General features: G+C 72.2%; 26 protein-coding genes. 14 read left to right on the forward strand and 12 right to left on the reverse strand.

The features are described from left to right. The first annotated feature begins 45 nt into the window (after positions 1-45). Both ACQUS7_RS13660 and ACQUS7_RS13665 read left to right on the forward strand, forming a co-directional pair. Complete coding sequence (locus ACQUS7_RS13660; RefSeq protein WP_435126087.1) at positions 46-402, forward strand: DUF5802 family protein; 357 nt, start codon at positions 46-48, stop codon at positions 400-402. Positions 403-549: 147 nt separating this feature from the next. Next, positions 550-1,452 carry a Vms1/Ankzf1 family peptidyl-tRNA hydrolase gene (locus ACQUS7_RS13665; protein WP_435147742.1) on the forward strand — a complete coding sequence of 301 codons (903 nt, stop codon included), beginning with the start codon at positions 550-552 and terminating at the stop codon, positions 1,450-1,452. Positions 1,453-1,476: 24 nt separating this feature from the next. Here ACQUS7_RS13665 and ACQUS7_RS13670 read toward each other — a convergent pair whose 3' ends face one another. Both ACQUS7_RS13670 and ACQUS7_RS13675 read right to left on the reverse strand, forming a co-directional pair. Then, entirely contained in the window at positions 1,477-2,742 is a 1,266-nt protein-coding gene (locus tag ACQUS7_RS13670; protein WP_435147744.1) for a carboxylate--amine ligase, read from the reverse strand. A gap of 102 nt (positions 2,743-2,844) precedes the next feature. Further along, entirely contained in the window at positions 2,845-3,129 is a 285-nt protein-coding gene (locus ACQUS7_RS13675) for a hypothetical protein (protein WP_435147746.1), read from the reverse strand. A gap of 537 nt (positions 3,130-3,666) precedes the next feature. Between ACQUS7_RS13675 and ddh the strand changes: the two genes are divergently transcribed. Beyond that, on the forward strand, positions 3,667-4,587 hold the full coding sequence (gene ddh / locus ACQUS7_RS13680) for a D-2-hydroxyacid dehydrogenase (RefSeq protein ID WP_435147748.1): 921 nt from the start codon (positions 3,667-3,669) through the stop codon (positions 4,585-4,587). Between the two features lie 96 nt (positions 4,588-4,683). Beyond that, positions 4,684-4,872 carry a hypothetical protein gene (locus ACQUS7_RS13685; RefSeq protein WP_435124465.1) on the forward strand — a complete coding sequence of 63 codons (189 nt, stop codon included), beginning with the start codon at positions 4,684-4,686 and terminating at the stop codon, positions 4,870-4,872. A gap of 454 nt (positions 4,873-5,326) precedes the next feature. On the opposite strand, the gene ACQUS7_RS13690 is transcribed toward ACQUS7_RS13685, so the two are convergent. Next, positions 5,327-6,688 (reverse strand): LLM class flavin-dependent oxidoreductase, encoded by a 1,362-nt coding sequence (locus ACQUS7_RS13690; protein WP_435147750.1) that lies wholly within the window; start codon positions 6,686-6,688, stop codon positions 5,327-5,329. Between the two features lie 100 nt (positions 6,689-6,788). After that, a complete protein-coding gene (locus tag ACQUS7_RS13695; protein WP_435147752.1) occupies positions 6,789-6,983 on the reverse strand; it encodes a hypothetical protein in 195 nt (64 codons plus the stop codon). Between the two features lie 185 nt (positions 6,984-7,168). On the opposite strand from ACQUS7_RS13695, the gene ACQUS7_RS13700 reads away from it, so the two are divergent. After that, entirely contained in the window at positions 7,169-8,191 is a 1,023-nt protein-coding gene (locus ACQUS7_RS13700; RefSeq protein ID WP_435147754.1) for a DUF1611 domain-containing protein, read from the forward strand. Further along, positions 8,188-9,228, forward strand: a complete 1,041-nt coding sequence (locus ACQUS7_RS13705; protein WP_435124453.1) for a dipeptide epimerase — start codon at positions 8,188-8,190, stop codon at positions 9,226-9,228. The genes ACQUS7_RS13700 and ACQUS7_RS13705 overlap by 4 nt, the downstream gene beginning before the upstream one ends. Positions 9,229-9,289: 61 nt before the next feature. Here ACQUS7_RS13705 and ahbB (ACQUS7_RS13710) read toward each other — a convergent pair whose 3' ends face one another. Next, a complete protein-coding gene (gene ahbB, locus ACQUS7_RS13710; RefSeq protein ID WP_435147757.1) occupies positions 9,290-10,363 on the reverse strand; it encodes a siroheme decarboxylase subunit beta in 1,074 nt (357 codons plus the stop codon). Between the two features lie 187 nt (positions 10,364-10,550). On the opposite strand from ahbB (ACQUS7_RS13710), the gene ACQUS7_RS13715 reads away from it, so the two are divergent. Together ACQUS7_RS13715 and ACQUS7_RS13720 are read left to right on the forward strand one after the other, a co-directional pair. Beyond that, a complete protein-coding gene (locus ACQUS7_RS13715; RefSeq protein ID WP_435124447.1) occupies positions 10,551-11,612 on the forward strand; it encodes an anthranilate phosphoribosyltransferase in 1,062 nt (353 codons plus the stop codon). A gap of 73 nt (positions 11,613-11,685) precedes the next feature. Further along, the gene (locus tag ACQUS7_RS13720; protein WP_435124444.1) at positions 11,686-12,222 is read left to right on the forward strand and encodes a hypothetical protein; all 537 of its coding nucleotides are present in this window, start codon (positions 11,686-11,688) and stop codon (positions 12,220-12,222) included. A gap of 43 nt (positions 12,223-12,265) precedes the next feature. Here ACQUS7_RS13720 and ACQUS7_RS13725 read toward each other — a convergent pair whose 3' ends face one another. Continuing rightward, positions 12,266-13,246, reverse strand: coding sequence for a succinylglutamate desuccinylase/aspartoacylase family protein (locus ACQUS7_RS13725; RefSeq protein WP_435124441.1), 981 nt, complete (start codon positions 13,244-13,246; stop codon positions 12,266-12,268). Positions 13,247-13,408: 162 nt separating this feature from the next. On the opposite strand from ACQUS7_RS13725, the gene ACQUS7_RS13730 reads away from it, so the two are divergent. Beyond that, the gene (locus ACQUS7_RS13730) at positions 13,409-14,455 is read left to right on the forward strand and encodes a thiamine pyrophosphate-dependent enzyme (RefSeq protein WP_435147762.1); all 1,047 of its coding nucleotides are present in this window, start codon (positions 13,409-13,411) and stop codon (positions 14,453-14,455) included. Between the two features lie 80 nt (positions 14,456-14,535). On the opposite strand, the gene ACQUS7_RS13735 is transcribed toward ACQUS7_RS13730, so the two are convergent. Next, positions 14,536-14,769: an Lrp/AsnC ligand binding domain-containing protein gene (locus ACQUS7_RS13735; protein ID WP_435124435.1), complete on the reverse strand. Its 234-nt coding sequence runs from the start codon at positions 14,767-14,769 to the stop codon at positions 14,536-14,538. 84 nt (positions 14,770-14,853) lie between these two features. Between ACQUS7_RS13735 and ACQUS7_RS13740 the strand changes: the two genes are divergently transcribed. Continuing rightward, complete coding sequence (locus ACQUS7_RS13740) at positions 14,854-15,585, forward strand: potassium channel family protein (RefSeq protein WP_435147765.1); 732 nt, start codon at positions 14,854-14,856, stop codon at positions 15,583-15,585. Continuing rightward, positions 15,582-15,815, forward strand: a complete 234-nt coding sequence (locus ACQUS7_RS13745; RefSeq protein ID WP_435124429.1) for an Lrp/AsnC family transcriptional regulator — start codon at positions 15,582-15,584, stop codon at positions 15,813-15,815. The genes ACQUS7_RS13740 and ACQUS7_RS13745 overlap by 4 nt, the downstream gene beginning before the upstream one ends. 93 nt (positions 15,816-15,908) lie before the next feature. Here the strand turns inward: ACQUS7_RS13745 and ACQUS7_RS13750 are convergent, their stop codons facing one another. From ACQUS7_RS13750 to ACQUS7_RS13760, 3 genes are all read right to left on the reverse strand, one after another. Beyond that, positions 15,909-16,409 carry a DUF5813 family protein gene (locus ACQUS7_RS13750; RefSeq protein ID WP_435147767.1) on the reverse strand — a complete coding sequence of 167 codons (501 nt, stop codon included), beginning with the start codon at positions 16,407-16,409 and terminating at the stop codon, positions 15,909-15,911. Between the two features lie 105 nt (positions 16,410-16,514). Further along, positions 16,515-17,591 carry an archaeosine biosynthesis radical SAM protein RaSEA gene (locus ACQUS7_RS13755; RefSeq protein ID WP_435147769.1) on the reverse strand — a complete coding sequence of 359 codons (1,077 nt, stop codon included), beginning with the start codon at positions 17,589-17,591 and terminating at the stop codon, positions 16,515-16,517. Between the two features lie 44 nt (positions 17,592-17,635). Next, the gene (locus tag ACQUS7_RS13760) at positions 17,636-18,019 is read right to left on the reverse strand and encodes a VanZ family protein (protein ID WP_435147771.1); all 384 of its coding nucleotides are present in this window, start codon (positions 18,017-18,019) and stop codon (positions 17,636-17,638) included. Positions 18,020-18,502: 483 nt separating this feature from the next. On the opposite strand from ACQUS7_RS13760, the gene ACQUS7_RS13765 reads away from it, so the two are divergent. Next, positions 18,503-18,889, forward strand: a complete 387-nt coding sequence (locus ACQUS7_RS13765; RefSeq protein WP_435147773.1) for a hypothetical protein — start codon at positions 18,503-18,505, stop codon at positions 18,887-18,889. Positions 18,890-18,901: 12 nt separating this feature from the next. On the opposite strand, the gene ACQUS7_RS13770 is transcribed toward ACQUS7_RS13765, so the two are convergent. Next, complete coding sequence (locus ACQUS7_RS13770; protein WP_435124415.1) at positions 18,902-19,237, reverse strand: AzlD domain-containing protein; 336 nt, start codon at positions 19,235-19,237, stop codon at positions 18,902-18,904. Further along, the gene (locus ACQUS7_RS13775) at positions 19,234-19,965 is read right to left on the reverse strand and encodes an AzlC family ABC transporter permease (protein WP_435124412.1); all 732 of its coding nucleotides are present in this window, start codon (positions 19,963-19,965) and stop codon (positions 19,234-19,236) included. Before ACQUS7_RS13775 ends, ACQUS7_RS13770 begins: the two co-directional genes overlap by 4 nt. A 126-nt stretch (positions 19,966-20,091) precedes the next feature. On the opposite strand from ACQUS7_RS13775, the gene ACQUS7_RS13780 reads away from it, so the two are divergent. After that, positions 20,092-20,505 (forward strand): DUF5778 family protein, encoded by a 414-nt coding sequence (locus tag ACQUS7_RS13780; RefSeq protein WP_435124409.1) that lies wholly within the window; start codon positions 20,092-20,094, stop codon positions 20,503-20,505. Between the two features lie 94 nt (positions 20,506-20,599). Continuing rightward, on the forward strand, positions 20,600-21,724 hold the full coding sequence (gene ahbB / locus ACQUS7_RS13785) for a siroheme decarboxylase subunit beta (RefSeq protein WP_435147776.1): 1,125 nt from the start codon (positions 20,600-20,602) through the stop codon (positions 21,722-21,724). Positions 21,725-21,913: the final 189 nt, after the last annotated feature.

Genomic DNA, 21,913 nt, shown 5'->3' on the forward strand with positions numbered 1-21,913 from the left:
GGTAACGCTTAACACGGTAACGTCCCGCATGGTCGAGTGCGCAGCATGTTCGAACGGTTCTCCACCGGCTACTACCTGGGGCGGCTGTACGTCCAGCCCCGCGACACCGACAGCGCGGCCATCAAGCGGGCCGACCACGAACGGGTGAACGAGCAACTGTACGCCACCGGCGAAGGCGTCGAGCGGCTCGACAGCCCGCTGGTGATGAAGCTCGGCACGAAACACTTCCCGGTCGTCGGCGACGACGACGTCCCGACCGGGACGCTCACCGTCCCGCGAGAGACGGTGCCGGAGGACCTCGCGTACGAGCTTCCGGGGCGCCGCGAGGTGTTCCTCGCGAACCCGGACCGCGCCGACGAACTGCTGCAGTACGCCGGCTGGGAGCCGGCCGACGCCGCCTGAACGCCGGCCGTCGGCAGCCCACGGCGTCGCCGCCCGCGGACCGCCGCGTCGCCGTCGGCAGACCGCGGCTCGTCGACCGGAACGACCGGCGGCTTCGGCCGGAGCGCCGACGCGACCCTTTTTAGTTCGGCACGTCACCGGTGCGGTATGCTCGACCGACTGCTCGGCCGCGCGAGCCTGAAAGAGCGCGTCGCCGAGCTCGAATCGGAGCGCGACTCGCTGCGCGCCCAGCTCGACGCCGAGGAGGAGCGCCGCAGCGAGGCCGCGCGGAAGCGGCAGGAGGCCGAAGAGCGCGTGAACCGGCTCGAAGACCGAATCGAGGAGCTGGAAGACCGCGTCGGCCGCGCGGAAGCGGACGTCCACCGGGAGGCGACGGTTCGCGGCACGGAGGAGCTCCGCCGCGACCGCCGGGACGCCGTGCTCGACCGGCTCCGCAGCGTCGACGCCGGCGTCGAAGGCGCGCTGTCGGCGTACGTCGACGACGCGGACTCGCTGCCGGACGCCGTCGCGGACGCGTTCGGCGACCGGGCGCCGCTGGTCCGGCGCGCCGCGCCGACGCTGGTGTACCGCGACGACGCCGGCATCGTCGCCTGCGCCGTCGACCCGCCGGTGGCGCCTGCGCCGTTCTGCGAGTGGCGCGACGGCTTCCGCGTCCGGGACGAGTGGTTCCGGCCGACCGGCCGGTTCGCGTTCGGGCTCGCCCGGTCGGACACATTCGCCGTCGGGGTGTACGAGGGCGACGAGCGCGTCGACCTCCAGACGGTGGAGACGGACGTGATGGACGAACACGACAAGGGCGGCTTCTCGCAGGGCCGGTTCGAGCGGCAGCGCGACGCCCAGATCGACGCGCACCTGGAGGAGTGTGAGGCGGCGCTGGCGTCGCTGCCGGACGACCTCGACCGCGTCGTCCTCGTCGGCGAACGCACCGTCCTTCCGGAGCTCCGGGAGTACGCGGACGTCACCGCCGGCAGCGACGCGACCGGCCGGGCGGCGGACGCGCTCGACGACGCCTTCGACGACTTCTGGACCGCGACGCTCCGGCTGCTCTAGCCGGCCGGTCGATGCCCGGCGCGGTCAACAGGAGCAGTAGTAGTCGCGGTCGGTGAACTCGCCGTCGAGCAGTTTCGCGGCCGGCGCCGGGTCGGACGGCCGGTACAGCCCGGTGGTCAGCCGGTCGTCCGCCTCGAAGTCGCCGGACAGCAGCGCGGTCCAGTCGTCGCGGGAGAGGACGTCCCAGAACGCCGAGTCGGTGAGGCACAGTTCGAGGTAGTCGCGGAGGTACACCCAGCGCGCCTCGCCCGGCTCGCCGGGGTCGTACTGGACGTCGGCGGCGTCGAGGTCGGCGACGGCGTCGCGGTACGCGGCGAGCGGGAGGTTCGCGCCGGCCTGCACCGGCATCGAGACCCACTTCCACGGCCGCGTGTTGATGTCGAGCAGCACGTACTCCTCGCGGTCGACGTCGTAGACGAACTCGGACTCGCTGATGCCGTGGTAGTCCGTCGCCTCCAGGACGGCGAGGGCCCGGTCGCGGACCGCCGGTTCGTCGACCGTTTCGACGAGGCACGACGTCCCGAACTCGCGCGGGAACCGGACGGCCGCGTTGGCGACGACGCCGAGCGCGTCGCCGTCCGGCGACACGTAGCTGCCGAACGAGGTGTCCGCGCCGACTTCGACGTTCACCTTCTCCTGGAGGAGCACGGTCGCGTCGGCCGCGGCGGCGTCGGCGACGACCCGGTCCAGTTCGTCGCGGCCGTCCACCTCGATGACGTTCGTGCCGAACGCCTCCTCGAACTTCCGCTTGTGCGCCGGCTTCACGACGAGCGGGAAGCCGAGCGCGTCGACCGCGGCGTCGACCGCGGCGTCGCGGTCGTCGTGGCCGTCGAGGCGGTGCGTCTCCGGGTACGGGACGCCGAGCTCCTCACAGCGCCGGTAGAGGTTGTCCTTGTCGAGCACGCGCTCGATGCCGTCGTGGTCCGAGAAGGGCAGGACGACGCTGTCCGGTTCGGTCTCGGCGAAGCCGCGCACCCAGTCGTCCATGCACGGGAAGGCGACGCAGGCGACGCCGGCGGCGTCGGCGACGCGCTCCACGTCGCGTCGGAAGCCGTCGAGGTCGTCGAGCGGATACGTGACTTCGCCGGCGAACGCCACCGCGTCGGACGGCGGCGCGTAGCCGTCGCCGTTCCGGTCGAGCGCGATGACCGGGACGTCGCGTGCGGCGAGCGCGCGAGCGACGCTGACGCCCGTGATGTGGGCGTTCGCGACGAGCGCGGGCGGCCGGTCGAAGTCGGCCGCCTCCACCGCCGCGACGAGGCTGTCGGTGTCGAGGAACGAATCTGCCATGCCGACGCAAACGGCGTCCCGGCCTAAAGTGTCGCGTTCGGCGGCGCGCTCTGCCGTCGACTGCGACGTTCCCAGCGGCGTCGGGTCGCGCTGTCCCCCGCGTCAGTCGCCGGGGTTCGCTGACGCGTCCGCGTCAGCGCGGTACACCGTCGGGTCGTTCAGGCGCCAGTGCATCCCCAGCCCCGTCGTCGCGGCGAGCGCGACGACCAGCAGGAACGTCCCCGACGAGTGCGCCGTCCACGCGTCGGCGGCGCCGAGCAGGGCTGCGGCGGCCTGCAGGAGCCACGGCGTGACGACCGCGACGAACGACGCGACGACGAGATACGGCGACGTGACGGCGTCGGCGGACGCGACCGCGTCCCGCCAACTGTCGCTGTGGGCGTACATCGCGTACAGCCGGCTGACCAGCCCCGCGAGGCCGAGGAGCTGCGCGGCCGTGAGTTTCCCGGCCAGCCGCGCCAGCGCGCCCTCGACGGCGAACCCGAAGCCGATGGCGCAGAGCCCGGACAGGACGAGCGCGAACTGCTCCGTGTTCGGCGTGCCGGCCTGCTCTTCGGGGAGGGAGACGGCGAGTTCGACGAGCGACGTTTGACATCCTCCCCGCGCTAAAGCGCGAGGATTCCTCCGTTGGGGGTTCGGCTACCGACCCACGGAGCCAACTTGCGGGTTTGTGCGCACTTCTTTGGGACCCGGGACGAGAATCATCGGGTCGACGGTCGGCCGCCGCCGGGAAAACGGCGCGCGAACCGTTCGACTCCGGCGGCTCCCGTCTCCTGTTCCAGCGGCGACCTGTGCAGTTCCAACGGCACCGTGGGTGTTCCAGCGGCGCCCGTGTACCGCTGCGTCGACGCTGCGGAGCCGGTGAGCGGTGGTGCGCGCGCGGCGGACCACGACTCATTTGTCCGTTCACCGGGAACGCCGGGTATGGAGCTCCCCGAACGCATCGTCGTTGCCGAGTCGGCGTCGCCGCCGCCCGAGTACCTCCGCGAGTCCATGTCGGACCTGCCGGTGCCGGTCGTCGTCGGGGCGCCGGCGGACGTCCGCGACGGCGACGCGGTCGTCACGTTCAGCCACGACGACACCTTCCTGCGGGCGGACTGGGTGCACTGCGTCCGCGCGGGCTACGACGAGTTCCCGGTCGACGACTACGAGGCGGCCGGGACGGCGCTGACGAACAGCACCGGCATTCACGGCACCGCAATCGGCGAGACCGTCGCCGGCTACATGCTGTCGTTCGCGCGGCGCCTCCACCGCTACCGCGACGCGCAGGCGGACGCCGAGTGGTCGCCGCCGGCGTACGACGCGCCGTTCACGCTGGAAGGCGAGCGGCTCTGCGTCGTCGGCCTCGGCACGCTCGGCCGCGGCATCGCGACTCGGGCGAACGCGCTCGGCATGGACGTCGTCGGCGTCAGGCGCTCGGCGGAACCGGTCGACGGCGTCGAGACAGTGTACGAACCGGACGACCTGCAGACCGCCGTGGCGGACGCCCGGTTCGTCGCGCTCGCGGTGCCGCTCACCGACGAGACGGAGGGGATGGTCGGCGCCGCCGAACTCGACGCGATGCGGACGGACGCGTACCTCGTGAACGTCGCCCGCGGCCCCGTCGTCGACACCGATGCGCTCGTCGACGCGCTCGACAGCGGCGGCGTCGCCGGCGCCGCGCTCGACGCGTTCGACGAGGAGCCGCTCCCCGCGGAGTCGCCGCTGTGGGGGTACGACGAGGTCATCGTGACGCCGCACTGCGGGGCGTTCACGCGCGACTACCACGAGGACATCGCGGCGCTGGTCCGCGAGAACGTCGACCGCATCCGGCGCGGCGACCCGCTGCACAACCGCGTCGCCTGAGACGCGGACGCCGCGTCAGCGGCCGCCGACGGCCGTCCCGGCCGCGTCGCCGTCGGTTCCACAAGATACACAAGCCCCTAATTACATGTTATTACCGTGCTGCCGAGCGACTCCATCGACCGCGCCGACGCGCTGCTGACGGTGATTCCGGCCGCGTTCGTCGTCGCCGCCGCGGTGACCGCGGCGACCGCGCTGCCGTTCGTCGCCGCCGCCGTCCTCGGCTCGACGGTCGCCGGCGCCGCGATGGTCGACGGCCTGCTCGTGAATCCGCCGACCTCGGAGTGAGCCGCGCCGCGCGGCGACGCCGCGCGCAGTGGAATCAGTTCTCTCGTCGCCTCCGCCGCCGCCAGCACCGTCGCCGCTGACAGCCGCCGGCCCACAGCACCGCGACCGTTGCAAGCACCGTTACCGCGACCACTGCAAGCACCGTCACCGCGGCCGCGACGCTGCCGTCGCCGTTCTGGTCACGAAACCGCGCCGGTCAGAGCCGGTCGAGTCCGGCGTCGAAACGGTGCGGAGCGGCGTCGCTGCCGAATGTAAGCGAAAAAGCGGGGTGCGAGCCGCGGAAAGAGAGCGGCTCGCACCCCGCTCGAATTGGTCCCCGCTGACGCTTCGGCCCTCCAGACGAAGCGTCACCAGAGAACAGTGGCTACTCTCACTTAACGATGACGCCAACGGCGGGAAGCCCCGGCTCGAATCCGTCCGCGGTTGTGCGGTTCCGTCGCCGAACCGTCGCGGGCTACCGGCGCGCCGGGTGGTCCGCGGGGAGCCGCGGCCCCTCGCCGAACAGCCGTTCGCGCAGCGTCTCGTCCGGGTCGGCGTCGCGGAGCAGGCCGCGCCGCCGGAGTTCCGGGCAGACCAGGTCGACGAAGTCGTCGAGGCACCCGGTCCGCACCACCTCCTTGACGTTGAAGCCGTCGACGCCGACCTCGCGGTACCAGTACTCCAGTTCGTCCGCGACCTGCTCGGGCGTCCCGACGACGACCGGCGACGTCGTTCCGAGCCCGGAGAACTCCGCCACCTCGCGGACGGTCCACTCGCGGTCCGGGTCCGACTGCGTGAACGCGTTCATCGTCCCCTGAATCGCGTCGGTCTCGATGTGCTCGATGCGCTGGTCCGGGTCGAGCGCCGAGAGGTCCATGTCGAGGAAGCCGGAGAGCAGCGCGAGCGTCGCCTCCACGTCGACGCCGTCTTTCAGCCGCTCGTGTTTCGCCTCCGCGGCCGCCTCGGTTTCGCCGACGACCGGGACGACGCCCGGGAAGAACGCCAGCGAGTCCGGGTCGCGGCCGCGGTCGGCGGCGCGGCCGCGCAGGTCCTCCATGTACTCGCGGACGCCGTGTTCGGTCGGCTGCGAACAGAACACGGCCTCGGCGTTCGCCGCCGCGAACGCGCGGCCGCGGTCGGACGACCCCGCCTGGAAGACGACGGGGGTGCGCTGGGGCGACGGCTCACAGCCGTGCGGCCCGGGCACCGAGAAGAACTCGCCGTCGTGGTCGATGTCGTGGACGCCGTCGGGGTCGGTGAAGACGCCGCTGTCGGCGTCGCGCACCACGGCGTCGTCGTCCCACGACTCCTCCCAGAGCTGGTAGCAGACGTCGAGGAACTCCGCGGCGCGGTCGTACCGCGTCTCCTTGTCCATCCGCTCGTCGAGCCCGAGGTTCCGCGCCGCCGACGCCAGATACGACGTGACGACGTTGAACGCGACGCGGCCGTCCGTCAGGTGGTCGAGCGTCGAGAACTCCCGCGCGAGCTGGTACGGATGGGTGTACGTCGTCGACTTCGTCACGGCGAACCCGAGCGTCTCCGTCACCTCCGCCATCGCCGGCACCAGGTAGCTCGGGTCGTTCGACGGCGTCTGCACCGCCTTCTCGACGGCGACGTCGCGGTCGTCGCCGTACACGTCGTAGATGCCGCGGACGTCCGCGAAGAACACGGCGTCGAAGCCGCCGCGCTCCGCCGTCCGCGCCACGTCGGTCCAGTACTCCCGGTCGGTGTACGCCGCCGACCGGTCGCCCGGGTGCCGCCACGACCCCGGCGACACGTGCTCGACGGAGTTCATCGTGAACAGATTGAGGCGCATCCCGCCCTCGTCGTCGCTCATACCGCACCGTCGTCGCCCCGGGCCGTAAGCCCCGGCGGAATCGGCCGTCTGTGCCGGCAGTGGGCCGCGCCGACGTCACTCCCCGCGGACCGAATGGACGTCACTCTCCGCGGACCGCGGGGGCGACCAGCCCGACGAGCGCGAACAGCAGCCCGAGGCCGACGGCCACGGCGCCGACGTTCACGGAGTGCGGGTCGATTATCGAGCCGGACGCAGCGACGACGAGGTCGCGGAGGCCGCCGGCGAGGACGAGCGCGATACCGAACAGTTGGAGCCGCGTCGCTGTGGAGGGCACGCGCCACGGTACGGCGAGTCGTCACGTATGCTTTGGGCCGACGGATGCCGTGCTCGAATCGGCGCGGATCGGCGCCGCCGGCAGGCACGAATCAGCGCGACCGACTCGCGCGGGTCTCGGCGCCGGTCTCGGCGGGACCGGCCGGCTGGGAGCGATTTAAGCCGCGGGTCGCCGTTGGCGGAGCCGTGAACGAACGGGTCGTCATCCTCGCACACGAGAAGTTCCCCGGGCGGTCGAAGACCGCGAACGGCGTCCTGCGGTACGGCGACCGCGACGTCGCCGCGGTGCTCGACCGCGACCACGCCGGCGAGCGCGTCACCGACCACCTCCCCGACGTCCAGGACGCGCCCATCGTGGCGTCGTTCGGCGACGTCGACGGCGACGTCGACGCGCTCGTCATCGGCGTCGCGCCAATCGGCGGCGGCTTCGACGAGTCGTGGCGGCCGGACGTCCGCGCGGCGCTCGAAGCCGGCTGCGACGTCGTCTCCGGGCTGCACTACTTCCTCCGCGACGACGAGGAGTTCGCGACGCTCGCCGCCGAACACGGCGCGGAGCTCCGCGACGTCCGGCGGCCGCACGAGGGGCTCACGGTCGCGGAGGGCCGCGCCGACGAGGTCGACGCCGACGTCGTCTGCACGGTCGGGACGGACTGCTCGGTCGGGAAGATGACGGCGACGATGGAGCTCGCGGAGGCGGCCGCGGACGCCGGCGTCGACGCCTGCGTCATCCCGACCGGCCAGACCGGCATCATGGTCGAAGGCTGGGGGAACCCGGTCGACCGCGTCGTCGCCGACTTCGCCGCCGGCGCCGTCGAGGAGATGGTGCTGGAGAAGGGCGACGACCACGACCTCCTCATCGTCGAGGGGCAGGGGAGCGTCGTCCACCCGGCGTACTCCCCGGTCACGCTCGGCATCCTCCACGGCGCGATGCCGGACCGGCTCGTGCTGTGCCACGAGGCCGGCCGCGACGCGATTCACGGCTACGAAGACACCGCGATTCCGCCGATTCCGGAGTACGTCGACCTGTACGAGTCGCTCGCCGCGCCGGTGCACGACGCCGACGTCGTCGCCGGCGCGCTCAACACGTCCGGCATCGACGACGACGCGGCGGCCCGCGACGCCGTCGACGACTTCGCGGCGACGCTCGACGCGCCCGCGACCGACCTGCTCCGGTTCGGGCCGGGCGGGCTCGTGGAGGCGATTCGGTGAGCATCGACGCCGCGTTCGAGCGCGTGTCGCTGCCGCTCGAACACGACTTCACCATCGCCCGCGGCACCACGACGACCGCCGAGAACGTCGTCGTCCGGCTCACCGACGAGGGCGGCATGACCGGCGTCGGCGCCGCCGCGCCGTCGGCGCACTACGGCGAAACCGCGGCCACCGTCGAAGCAGTCATGCCGGACCTGCTCGCGGAGGTCGAGGCCGTCGGCGACCCGCACGCGTTCGCCGAAATCGAGTCGCGGCTCCGCGGCGTCGTCGCGGACAACCCGGCGGCCCGCTGCGCCGTCAGCGTCGCGCTGCACGACCTCGCGGCGAAGCGGCTCGGCGTCCCGCTGTACCGGCTGTGGGGGCTCAACCCCACGGCGGCGCCGGAGACGTCGTTCACGGTCGGGCTCGACGACATCGACGCGATGCGCGAGAAGACCCGCGACGCCGTCGACGCCGGCTACGGCACCCTGAAACTGAAACTCGGGACGGACCGCGACCGCGACGTCGTCGACGCGGTCCGCGAGGAGGCGCCCGACGCGACCATCCGCGTCGACGCGAACGAGGCGTGGACGCCGCGGGAGACCGTCGAGAACAGCGAGTGGCTCGCCGACCACGGCGTCGAGTTCATCGAACAGCCCGTGCCGGCCTCGGACCCCGACGGGCTGCGGTTCGCCTACGAGCGCTCTGCGCTCCCCATCGCCGCCGACGAGTCGTGCGTCACGCTCGCGGACGTCCCGGCGGTCGCGGACCGCTGTGACATCGCGAACCTGAAACTGATGAAGTGCGGCGGGCTGCTGGAGGCGAAACGGATGATTCACGCCGCGCGCGCCGAGGGGCTCGACGTCATGCTCGGCTGCATGGTCGAGACGAACGCCGCCATCGCCGCCGCCCACCACCTCGCGCCGCTGCTCGACTACGCCGACCTGGACGGTAGCCTGCTGCTCGCCGACGACCCGTTCGACGGCGTCCCGCTCCCGAACGGCGAAATCCGGCTCGGCGAACTGGACCGGCCGGGGACGGGCGCCGTCGAACGCTGAGTGAAGGCGAACGGGGGCCGGCCAGCGCCGCGTCGGTCGTCCGGAAAAGCGAGCGCAGGCGTCAGTCGTCGCCGACCAGGTCCTCGTACTGCGCGCCGGTCTGTTTGAGGGTCTCGGTGGAGTAGAGCCGTTCGTGGTCGAACGGGAGGTAGTCGGCGGCGAGCTCGTCGATTTTGGCGTCGACGACGTCGGCTTCGCGGCCGTGCACCATCGTGAACAGGCTGTAGTTCCAGCCCTGCTCGGGGCGGCGCGGCCGGTGGTAACACAGCGTCACGTACGGGAGTTCGCCGACGCGTTCGCCGAGTTCGTCGAGGCGGTCGTCGGGGACGTCCCACACGACCATGCAGTTGTTCCGGAAGCCGGTGACGACGTGGTTGACGACGCAGCCGATTCGCTTGATGCAGCCGGTGTCGGCGAGCCGTTCGACGGCGGCGAGCACGTCCGCGACGTCGGCGTCGACGGCGTCGGCGACGTCGCGGTACGGCGTCGCGGTGAGCGGGAAGCCGTCCTGGATTTCGAGCAGCAGCCGCGCCTCCAGCGCCGAGAGGTCGCCGACGGCGTCCTCCGAAATCCGGGTCGCCGACGCCTCCGTCGCCGCGTCCGCGGCGGTTCCGGCGCCGCTGCGCGCGACGCCCTCCCGGGCGAACGCGTCGTCGTTGAACACCGGGAACTCCAGGTCGATGTAGTAGTCCGTCAGCATCGGGAGGTTCAGCACGTCGCAGCCGGTCCGCTCTTCGACGTCCGCGAGGATTTCGTCGCGACGGCCGCGGGTGCCGGCGGTGACGACGAACCACATGTTCCACTCGTGGTCGCGGCGGTAGTTGTGGTTCACCTGCCGGTAGCCGTTGACGACGGCGGCCACCTCGTCGAAGCGGTCTTCGGGGGCGCGGACGGCGGCGAGCGTGGACGACCCGATGACCGGCGGATTCAACACGGCGCCGAACCGGCGGAAGACGCCGCGGTCGCGGAGCCGCCGGACGCGGTCGAGGACGGCGGACTCGTCGACGCCGAGGTCGGCGGCGACCGCGCGGAACGGCCGCTGTTCGACCGGGAAGCCGCTCTGGTACTCGTCGACGAGTCGCGCGTCGACGCCGTCGAGGCCCTCGCGCCAGTCGTCGACCGCCGGGGAACGCATCACCCTGAGTTCGTCGTCGTCGTACCTACGGTTTTCGTTCCCGGCGTTCCGGCCGGCCGGGCGAAGCGCGGCGGGGCGCGCCGCGTCGCATCGGGCCGCACCGGGACCCGCCGCGCCGCACTGGGCGGCCGTCCAGTTCCGCGCCGCGAACGGGACGTTTTTGCGCCGACAGGTCGAAGCCTCGCGTATGGCTCACGCGACGCAGGAGCTCGGCGACTGGCCGCTGAAACGGCTGATGACGGAGGTCTGCGGCTCCGGGCCGAAGTCGGCCGACGACATGACTCGCGCGCAGGCGACGGAGGCGCTCCGGCGCATCTTCGCCGACGAACCCGACCGCACGACGCTCGGCGCGTTCTGGCTCGCGAACCGCTGGAAGCGCAACAACCCGGAGGAGCTGGCGGCGTACGTCGACGAGATGTGTTCGCGCGTCGAGTACGCCGAGCCGGACGCCGACCCCGTCGACTGCGGCGCGAACTACGACGGGAAGGGCGAGACCGCCATCCTCGGCGTCGCCGCCGGCATCGTCGCCGCCGGTGCCGGCACCCCGGTCGTCGCTCACTCCGGCGACCGCGTCCCGACGCAGAAACAGGACGCCTACAAGCACGTCCTGGACGAACTCGGCGTCGCGACCGAGTTGACGCCGAGCGACTCCGCCAACATGGTCGACGAGACCGGGTTCGGCTTCTACTACCAGCCGACGTTCAACCCCGACGTCCACGCGCTGGCCGAGCGGCGCGACGCGATGGGCGTCCGGACGTTCGTGAACACCGTCGAGACGCTCGCGAACCCCGCGAACGCCGACGTCCACCTCGGCTCCTTCTACCACCTCGCGTTCGCGAAGAAGGTGGTCGACACCTTCGAGCGGAGCGAGCACCACGACCTCCACCGCGTCATCATGTTCCAGGGGATGGAGGGGTACGACGACATCCGCCCCGGCTACACGAAGGTGGCCGAGTGGACCGACGGCGACTTCGACGACTACGAAATCGAGACGCCGGAGTACGGCATGGACTTCGAGGAGGCCGACCTCGAAGTCGACGACGTCGCCGCCGACTCCGCCCGCATCGCCGAGGAGGTCGTCGCCGGCGACCGCGACGACCACTGGCGGGACGCCGTCGCGCTGAACGCCGCGTTCCGCATCTACGCCCGCGAGGACGCCGACGACCTGCAGGACGGCCTCGACCAGGCGCGCGCCGCCATCGACGACGGCGCCGCCGAAGCCGTCCTCGACGACCTCCGCGCGTTCTGACCGCGACCCCCGATTTCTCGGCGCTGATAGCCGGCACGAGACAGTTATGTAGGAGGTCGGGCGAGACGCACGCGTGACGGTCGGCCCAGAGAGCTGGTACGGGCTGTTCTTCCTGGCGGCCAGCGCCGTCGTCGTCCTGCTGGCGCTGTCCACGCACGTGCTCGGCCGGATGGTCGGCCACGAGCGCGCGCTCCCCGCCGTGCTCGGGCTCGTCGGCGGCTTCACGCTCGTCGGCGCGCTCGGCGGCCTCCCGGCGAGCGCCGCGACGCATCCGCTGCTGCTCGGGTTCGCGTTCCTGTACGTCCCGGTCGGCGTCGGCGCGGTCGTCGCGAAAGGCGTGACTGCGCGGCGCTGGCGGGCGGTGTGCCGGCTGCTGCTCGGCGGCTGGATGGCGGCGCTGGTGTTCGCGCTGGTGACGCAGGCCGCCGGCGCCTCCCTCGACGTCGTCATCGGCTGGACGCCGGCGCTGTTCGGCGTCGACTGGTACGTCGGCTTCCTCGGCTACATGACGCTGCTCGGCGTCGTCGCCGGCGCCGCCACCGTCGGCCTCTTACGGCGCACCGACGGCTCGTCGCCGCCCCCCGTCTCCGCCGGGCAGCTCGACTCGTGACGGCGCAGCCGGAGCCGGATTCGTCTCGTTGTGCGCCCCGGATTCAGTCGTCGAGCCGGAGCGCGACGCCGACGAGCGTCTCGCCGGCCGTGACCGTCGCCTCCCGCGTCACGGAGTAGACGACGCCGGCGCGGTCCGCGGTCGCCTCCTGCAGCGTCTCGTACGTCGTCGGGTCGAACACCTCGCCGACGACGTCGCCGTCGCTCACCTCGTCGCCGATTTCGAGCCCGTCTGCGGCGCGGAACAGCCCGGAGTCTGCGGCTTTCACGCGGCCAAGGTGGTTGCGGGCGCGGACGCCGTCCCACGGCGGCACCGACTCCGGCGCGCCGTCCGCGTCGGCGGCGAGCACGCCGGTGTGCCGGAGGACGCGCCGCAGCCCGGAGACGCCGGCGTCGATGGCGTCCTCGACGAGCTCCTTGTTGTGCGCCAGTTCGGGCGTGATGGACGGGATGCCTTCGCGGGTCGCGGCGACGCGGAGCTTCCCGCCGAAGCTGCGCTGCTCCCACTCCTCGTCGGCGTCCTCGCCGGCGGGTTCGGCGAGCAGCAGGTCCGTGCCGAACGCCTCCGCGAGCCCGCGGCTCGCCTCGTCGCCTTTCAGGTACACCGTGTGGGTCAGCATGTCGCGGCTCCCGGTGTGCAGGTCGACGATGAAGTCGGCGTCGCCGGCGTACTCCCACAGCGCCGCCGCCATCCGCTCGTGCAGCGTGCCGTCCGGGTCGCCCGGCCAGCACCGGTTCATGTTCGCGTTCACCGAGTCGTACGCCTCCGGCGTCGTGTACGACACGAAGTCGAAGGTGAGCGGGTCCGCCACCGGCACCGCGACCAGCGTCCCGTCGAACGGCGCGTCCACGAGGTCGTCGTGGAGCCGCCGCAGCACCGCCGCGCCGTTGATTTCCCGGCCGTGCTGGGCCGCCTGCGCGTACACCACCGGGTCGCCCGACCCGTACACGTGAACGGTGGTTTCGACGGCGACGCCGGACGGCAGTCGCGCGAGCGTCACCCGCTCGCGTCGGTAGTCGGCCATGCCGCGAACCAGGTGACGTGGCGGCTTGTAGCTACTCCCCGCGGCTCCAACAGCCCCCCACACCCCAACAGTCTCCGCAGGCGCAGCCGCGCGTCCCGGCGCCGAGTGTGTGCGTCGCAGCGAGTTGCCGCAATTTATGCCGGCCGGGGCTGTCCTGCCGATATGAACCGCATCGTCGGCGAACGCGACATCGAGGATTCGCCGTTCGACGCGGCGGACGCGCGAGCGGCGCTCACCGACATGGTCCGGACCCGCCGGTTCGACGAGCGCGCCGTCGCGCTCCAGCGCCGCGGCTGGATGAGCGGCTACCCGCCGTACGAGGGGCAGGAGGCGGCGCAGGTCGGCGCGGCGCACGCGATGCGTAGCGACGACTGGCTGTTCCCGACCTACCGGTCGAACGCGCTCCAGATCGCGCGCGGCGTCCCGATGAGCGACATCCTGCTGTTCCGCCGCGGCTTCCCCGAGTACCACTCCGACCACGACGTCCCGGTGTTCCCGCAGGCCGTCCCCATCGCGAGCCAGCTCCCGCACGCCGTCGGCGCCGGCATGGCCGCGAACTACGCCGACGAGGACTACGCGTCGCTGGTGTGTTTCGGCGACGGCGCCACCTCCGAAGGCGACTTCCACGAGGCGATGAACTTCGCCGGCGTCTTCGAGACGCCGACGGTGTTCCTCTGTGAGAACAACGGCTGGGCCATCTCGCTCCCCCGGGAGCGGCAGACCGCCAGCGACTCCATCGCCGTGAAAGCCGAGGCGTACGGCTTCGACGGCGTCCAGGTCGACGGCAACGACCCGCTCGCCGTCCGGGAGACCGTGGAGGCCGCCCTCGACGCCGCCCGCGCCGGCGACCCGGTGCTGGTGGAGGCGCTGACGTACCGCCGCGGCGCACACACCACCGCCGACGACCCGTCGGCGTACCGCGACGAGGAGCCGGACCTGCCGGAGTGGCGCCGCCGCGACCCGCTCGACCGCTTCACCGAGTGGTGCCGCGAACAGGGCGTCATCGACGAAGGGTTCGTCGACGACGCGACCGCCTCCGCGAACGAGGAACTCGCCGAGGCGGTCGCCGTCGCCGAGGACGTTCCGCGGCCCGAGCCGGCGGACATGTTCGAGCACGCCTACGGGTCGCTGCCGCCCGAAATCGAGCGACAGCGGGACGAGGCGGAGGCGTTCGCGGAGACGCACGACACATACGAACTCGACCGGTAGCGACCGCTCGCTGCGTCCGCGTCGCCGCGGCGGATCCGGTGCCGCGGCGGATGCGGTGCTGCGGCGAACGGAGTTCTGCGTCAGTCGCTCATCGCGACGTACGTCCGGGTGTCGGTGACGCCGTCGACGCCGCCGATGGCCGTCGCCGCGGTGTCGAGCACCTCCCACACCTCGTCGGCCGCGACTTCGGCGACGAGGTCGTAGTCGCCGGCGACGACGTGCGCCTCCGTCACCGTCGGGAGGCTCCGGATGGCTGCGGCGGCGGCCTCGGCGCCGCCGGCCCCCGTTTTCACCATGACGAACGCCTGAACCATACGTATGCTAACTTCTACCACGACCTAAAGCCTTCCGAGGGTTCGGGGGCAACGTTAATTCCGTGGGTCGCCATAGCACACCACATGCGTTTCGTCATCATCGGCGCCGGCCGGGTCGGCCTCCGCACCGCACGCGTCCTCCACGAGGAAGGCCACGACGTCGTCATCGTCGAGCGGGACGAGGACCGCGCCGCCCGCGCCCGCACCGAGTCGTTCGAGGTCGTCGAAGGCGACGGCTCCCACGAGGCGACGCTCGTCGACGCCGGCGTCGACGACGCCGACGCGCTCGGCGCGCTCTCGGGCGACCTGAACGCGAACTTCGCGGCGTGCATGATCGCGAAACACCACGGCTGCCGCACCGTGATGCGCATCGACGAGGACTACCGCGAAGAGATCTACCAGAGGTACGCCGACGAGGTCGACGAGGTCGTCTACCCGGAGCGGCTCGGCGCCATCGGCGCGAAGAACGCGCTGCTCGGCGGGAACATCCAGGCCATCGCCGACATCGCCGAGCACCTCCAGGTGCTGCTGTTCACGGTGACGGAGTCGTCGCCGATGCGCGGCTACACGCTCAGCGAGGTCGCGCTACCGAGCCAGGCGCGGCTGCTCGCGTTCGGGAAGGAGGGCGAACCGATGGGGCTGCCGTTCCCCGACGACTCGCTGGAGGTCGGCGACCGCGTCGCCGTACTCGCCGACTTCGAAGTGCTCGGCGACGTGAGGCAGTTGCTCGTCGGCGACGACGCCGGCGAGACGCTCGCGTCGGCCGCCGGCGGAGCGCCCGGCCCGGGCGGCGCCGACGGAGGTGACGCCCGATGACGGTGACCGCGTACGTGATGGTGAAGGCGTCGAGCGGCGACGCCGACCGCATCCGGACGGCCATCGCCGACCTCGACGGCGTCGAGGAGGTCCACATCGTCGCCGGCGACATGGACCTCATCGCGAAGGTCCGCGTCGACGGCCCCGGCGACGTCAAAACCGTCGCTGCGACCGGGATTCAGGGCATCGACGGCGTCGAGGACACGCAGACGTACATCGCGATGGACTGACCCGGAGAACGCGAGGCGAGCGAAGGACGGGTCGTCCGCGACCGCGGCCGCGACGTTCCGCGCTCCGATTGTGGTTCCTCTACCGTTCTCCGGTCAGATGCCGTCGCTGTTGGCGGCGGCGCGGGCGGTGTCGATGAGGCCGCTGACGGGCTCCTCGTAGTCGTAGCCGGGGATGACGCCCTGCACGTAGGTCCCTTCGACGTAGTCGACGACGGCGGCGGCGTCGTTGACGCCGCGGCGCTCGTCGAGGTCCGTGAACGCGGCGGTCACGGTCGCGTCGCCGTCGCCGCGGACGGTCGACGGCGAGAGGTCGCGGTCGGCCTCGGTGACGGCGCCGATGTCGGCGACGCGGCGCTCGAACGTCTCGTACCAGCCGTCCGCGACGACGTCCGCGACGTCGCCGTCCGTGACCGCCTGCAGCGTCGGCACCGTGACGGTGACGTCGAACGCGACGCGGCCGTCGTCGCGCTCGGCGGCCGTCACCACCGCGTCGAACGCCGTGCTCGTCGACTCGTAGGCGCCGTCGACCGGTTCGTCCGCGAACGCGTCGTGGTCCCGGAAGGCGCGTCCCACGCGCCCCGAACTGTCGCTCATACCCGTTCGTGAGGCGGTCCCGGCGGATAAGCGGCGCGGCATCGCGGCGTCGCGGCGTCGCGGCATCGACGACGGAGCGGCAGAAGCAGCGGCGACAGGTCCGACTTACCGGGTGAGCGGCGCGCCGAACGACGGCTCCTCGGAGACGACGAGCTCCCAGGTGCGTTCGCAGTCGCACGACACCTGCTCGAACACCGACGGGTCCTGCCGGAGGTCGAAGTCCTTGATGGCCTTCTGGACGCGGTCGTCGCAGTCGCCGCAGTTGTGCGGGCCGCGGTCGGAGCCGTGGCCGACCGGGTCGGAGACGACGATGGCGTCGGCGTCGGCGGTGCGTTCGAGCACCGCGGCGACCGACCAGAGCCACGGCGGCCGGTAGCCGCCCCGGAAGTGGAGTTCGTCGACCATCGTGTACCGCTGGACGTTACACGGGTTCATCGAGACGGTGTGGCAGTTGTCGACGGCGGCGCAGCGCTCGACCGACGACACCATGTCGTCGACGGCTTCGCCCTCGGTGAGGAACGGCGGCTTCATCAGCAGGTACGCCTTCACGCCGGCGCCGGCGTCTCCGGCCTCCGCGCAGGCGGCTTCGAAGTCCGCGAAGTCGAAGTACTTGTTCACGCAGTCGTGCCGGACGCGGTCGGTCGCGGTTTCGAGGCCGACGGCGACGTCGGCGTCGAGGCCGCGGTCCGTGAAGTCGCGGAGCTTGTCGGCGTCGACGAAGTCCGGCAGCGACTCCAGCACGACGCGTTCGCGGTCCGCGAACGTCTCGGCGACGGCGTCGCGAGTCTCCGCGGCGACCTCGCGCTCGTCGAGGAACGACCCGGAGGTGTATATCTTGACGAGCGGCGCCGGCTCGTCGGCCTCCTCGGCCTCGTGGTCGAGACACGCCTGAATCTGGTCCATCATGGCGTCGTGCGGCACCGACCCGCCCTCGACGGACTCGGCGACGTAGCCGCACATGGTGCAGCCGCCGGCGCGCGCCCACCGGCAGCCGCCGGTGTTGAGGATGATGGTGAGACTCCGCTTCACGCCGCCCGGCGTGTTGTCCTCGTCGAGCCACACCCGCGTCGGCTCGTGCGGGTCGTATTCGGCCTCCTTCTCCGACCGGATGTCGCGCATCACCTGGTTGTGCGCGTCCATCCCGCGTCCCCGCTCGTACACTTCGGGGCTCGGCTTACTCATTGCTGAGACGTGGGCGGCACCAGCGGAAAACGGCTTCGTTCGGCTCACGCGCCCGGACGCGGCCCCGCCCGCCCGCCGCGGAGCCGCAGCCACGCAGCCCGGCCGACCGCACCGACGACGGCGCCGGCGCAGTTCACGGCGGCGTCGACGGCCGACGGGTGCCGCGTCGGCACCGCGAACTGGAGCAGTTCCACGGCGCCGCCGAGCAGCGCCGCGGCGGCGACGACGACCGCCAGCCCGGCCGCAGTTCGGACGCGGGCCGCCCACGCGACCGACGACGCGACGGCCGCGTAGCCCGCCGCGTGCAGCAGTTCGTCGCCGCCGCCCGCGAGCAGCGACGACGCGCCGCTCCCGCCGCCGACCGGCGCCAGCGACGCCCCGACGACGGCCCCGCAGACCGCTCCCGCGACCATCAGCCGACGATTCACACCGACCGTCGACCCCCGACCACCGAAAACTGTTCGGTGCGACCGAACCCAGACGGCGACCGCTCGCACGGCCGCACAGCGATGACTGCTCGTCCAACCGCAAGCGACGACCGCCCGTCCAACCGCAAGCGACGACCGCCCGTCCGGGCATCGGGTGGGACTGGAAGGGGCCGAGCGGTCGCGCGGCGAGCCCCCGCAAGCACCGCAGCCGCCGAGCGAAGCGAGGCAGCGAGGCGCGCAGCGCGGGGCGCAGCCCGCGAGCGCGAGGGGGCTTCCGCGGTCGGTGTCGCCGCCGGATTCGCCGTCGTCGCGTCGCCGCCGGATTCGGGTCGGCGCCGTCGCCCGCCTGCCAGTCACGGAATCGCTCGAAAATCGCTCGAAACTGCCCAGTCGCGTCGGTACAGCCCGCCCAGCCACGGAGCCACCGATACCAGACCTCTCAAACCGCAGGGATTTATGCGGGCGGCCGAGACAGGTCGCCGCATGAGCGAGTCCCCGCAGTCCCTCCGAGAGACGCTCGGCGGCGGCGTCGGCTTCGCCGCGGCCGCACTGTTCGTGCTGCTCGTGTTGTACTCGTTGCTCGTCGCCGGGAACGTCTTGCTGCCGTTTTCGCTGCTGTTACCGGCGCTGTTCCTGTATCTCGCCTACCGGTTCGTGCTCGCGCACGAGCGCGTCGCGGCGGCGCAGGAGCGCCGCGCCGACGCCGCAGAACACCGCGCAGGGCTGGCCGACGACGAGGAGGAAGCGGACGAGACGGAAGCGGACGAGGAAGCGGACGGCGACGGCCTCGCGGCCGACCGCGGCGCAGACGCCGGCGAACACGATGACGACGCAGACGTCGACCGCGGCGCCGACGAGAAGACGGACTGACGGTTCGACGAATTACAGCAGGAACCGGGTGACGTGGAGCGCGGCCATGCCGGCGGCGACGGTCCACAGCACGTCCTCGGTGTACCACGCCGCGACGACCGCGGCGGCGCCGCCGACGATTCGCGGGTCGAGCACCGCGGCGACGGTCGGCGCGGCCGGGACGAACGACGGCGCGACGAGCGCCGCGAGCACGGCCGGCGGGACGTACCGGAGCGCCAGTTGCAGCCGCGGCGGGACGGCGTCGATGTCGCCGAACAGGTGGATGAACGACAGCCGAATCAGGTATGTGGCGACGCCGGCGGCGACGATGACCGCCCAGATTTCGGCGGCGCCGTACGTCGTCGTCACTCCCCCACCTCCGCGTCGTCAGTTCCGCCGCGGTCGCCGGGCGCGCCCCACGCCCACTCGGCGACCAGTCCGGCGGCGACGCCGGCGACGGCGCCGACGAGCAGCCCCGCCTGGAACGGGAGGCCGGCGCCGACGACCGCGACCGCGGCCGCGACCGCGCCGGCGACGAGGCTGTTCCGGTCGCCGACCGCCGGGACGAGCAGCGCGAGGAACACCAGCGGGACGGCGAAGCCGAGCCGCCACGAGTCGGGGACGCCGGCGCCGAACACGACGCCGACGACCGTGCCGAGCTGCCAGACGACCCAGAGCGTGCCGCCGACGGCGAGGTAGTACAGCGGCCGGCGGCCGTCGACGTCGTCGTCGGTGTAGCGGGCGAGCGACAGCGCGTACGCCTGGTCCGTGAGCAGGTAGGCGCAGCCGGCGCGGAGCCGCGCGGACAGGCCGCGGAAGTGCGGCGCGATGCTCGCCGAGTACATCAGCATCCGGAGGTTGATGACGACGGCCGTCAGCACCACCACCCAAAGCGCCGCGTTCTCGCCGAGCAGGTTCATCGCGGCGAGCTGGGAGGCGCCGGCGAACACGACGACCGACATCCCGACGGTCTGCAGCGGCGTCAGCCCGGCGTCGATGCCGGCGACCCCGGCGACGAGCGCGAACGGCACGATGCCGAGCAAAAGTGGGAGCGTGTCCCGGACGCCGTCGCGGACGTCCGGCGGAAGCGGGTCCATACTCGGTCGGCGGGCCGCGGCCGTGAAACGACCGTCGATTCCGCAGCCGTCGTCCGCGCGGGCGCCGCGGCGGCGCTCGCGGCGCGAATCGCCACCGGTAAACCCCCGAGCGCCCCAGTTCCACCGATGAGCGACACCGTCGACCGCGACCTGTACGAGCGGACGAAGGCGCTGTTGGAGCCCGGCGACATCGAGCTCGTCGGCGCCGTCGTCCACACCGACCTCGCGAGCGACCAGGACCTCGAGATGCACGAGCTCACCGTCGACCTGAACGAGGTCGTCGCCGAGCGCGCCGACCGCGGCGAGACGTACATCTACGCCGGCAACGACGACCCGGAGTTCGCGTCGAACCAGTTCCAGGGGCTGACGCTGGAGGGCGAGGAGTTCGTCTGGGAGTGCCAGCAGCTCCTCCGGAACGGGACGTTCGACATCGTGTTCTACTACGAGGCCGACGTCGACCAGGCCGCCGTCGTCGACGCCATCGCGGCGCTCGACCACGTCGACCGCGTCACGCCGGTCCCGGACGATAGCGTCGAATAGCGGCCGGCGACGCCGCGGTACCGCCGGCCGCGAACCCGGCGGCCGCGGTGCCCCGAGCGCGACGCTTATAGGCGACGCGTCCCGACCGACGGGCATGCACGAAGTCGGCGCTGACGCGTCGCTCTCCACGCTGGAGCGCGCCGTCGTCAACGCGTTTCAGGGCGGCTTCCCGGTGGTCGAATCGCCGTGGGAGCCGGCGGCCGCGGCGCTGGCCGACCGCGGAGTCGACGTGGACGGCGACGAGCTGCTCGCGACGGTGCAGTCGCTCGACGACCGCGGCATCCTCTCGCGGTTCGGCGCGCTCGTCAACGCCGAGGAGATCGGCGGCACCGCGACGCTCGTCGCGATGCACGCCCCCGAATCGCGGTTCGACGAGGTCGCGGAGACGGTCAACGGCTTCCGGGAGGTCGCGCACAACTACGAGCGCGAACACCCGCACCTCAACATGTGGTTCGTCGTGTCGGTCGCCGACGAGGCCGAGGTGGCGCGCGTCCTCGGCGACATCGAGGAGGCGACCGGGCAGGAGACGTACAACCTCCCGAAGCAGCGCGAGTTCCACGTCGGCGCGAAGTTCCTGCTCGACGGCCCGGTGGCCGACGGCGACCTCGACCTGTCCGGGCTCGGCCCGGACGTGACGCCGACCGACCGGCGCGGGCTGACGCCGGCCGAACGCGACCTCGTCGTCGAGATTCAGGGCGGCCTCCCGGTCACGGCGACCCCGTACCGGGACGTCGCCGACGCGGTTGGCCAGCCGGTCGAGTGGGTCGTCGAGACCGTAAAGCGGTTCGAGGCGGAGGGGAAGGTGCGCCGCGTCGGCGTCATCCCGAACCACTACGCGCTTGGCTACACGGAGAACGGCATGACCGTCTGGGACGTCCCGGACGACCGCGTCGACGAGGTCGGCGAGGCGGTCGCGTCGCTCGGGTTCGTCACGCACTGCTACCGGCGGCCGCGGCACGACGGCGTCTGGCCGTACAACTTCTTCGCGATGACGCACGGCCGCGACGAGGCGGAGAGCGAGCGGCGGGTCCGCGAGGTCCGCGACGTCATGGCTGACCACTGGGACGTCGGCGACGACGACTGGGACACCCTGTTTTCGACGCGCATCCTCAAGAAGACGGGAATCCGAATCGACGACCGCGCCGACGCGCAGGTCGACGCCGACTGCGACGCCGACGACCCGGACGCCGAGTCTACTGCCGCGGACCCGGAGGCGTGACCCGGCCGTGACGACGCAGCCTCCGGCCGAGCGAACGCCGGCGACAGCGGCCGCGACGACGACGCGGACCGCGGCGGCGACGCGCACCGCGACAGCAACGACGACGCAGACCGTGACCGCGACCGCGACGTTGCCGCCGGCGGCAACGTTGCCGGCGGCGGGGACGGCGACGGCCGGGGTTCGGCGGTG

It is taken from the genome of Halobaculum sp. P14 (genome assembly GCF_051195155.1).
In the GTDB taxonomy this organism is placed as follows: domain Archaea; phylum Halobacteriota; class Halobacteria; order Halobacteriales; family Haloferacaceae; genus JBNTKA01.